Origin of the sequence: Enterobacter sp. UNJFSC 003 (assembly GCF_036903355.1) — a bacterium.
Lineage (GTDB): Bacteria > Pseudomonadota > Gammaproteobacteria > Enterobacterales > Enterobacteriaceae > Enterobacter.
Map to the genome: position 1 here is coordinate 1 of NZ_JBAKHK010000114.1, position 282 is coordinate 282.

The window sequence follows — 282 nt, forward strand, 5'->3', positions numbered from 1 at the left end:
CTTGCCGCCACGGTTTTTACGTTAAAGGGGTAACCCTGAGCACGCAGTTCATCCGTCAGGCGTGGGGCACCGTAACGCTGTTTTGACCGGGTAAAAGCCGCGAGGACAACGCTGTCGCAGTGTTGGCGGAACTGCTGACGCGTGCTTATCCTTGTCCGCCGCTGACACCACGTATACCAGCCGCTGCGGGCCACCCGGAGCACGCGGCACATTGCTTTGATGCTGAACTCAGCCTGATGTTTTTCAATAAAGACATACTTCATTTCAGGCGCTTCGCGAAGT

Annotated in this window: 1 protein-coding gene; it reads right to left on the reverse strand. The window is 56.4% G+C overall.

Going from position 1 to position 282, the window contains the following annotated elements; all coding sequences use genetic code 11:
• Positions 1 to 282, reverse strand: a 282-nt coding sequence (locus V5P19_RS23350) for an IS3 family transposase (RefSeq protein WP_334407919.1), incomplete at both ends; no start/stop codon positions are given.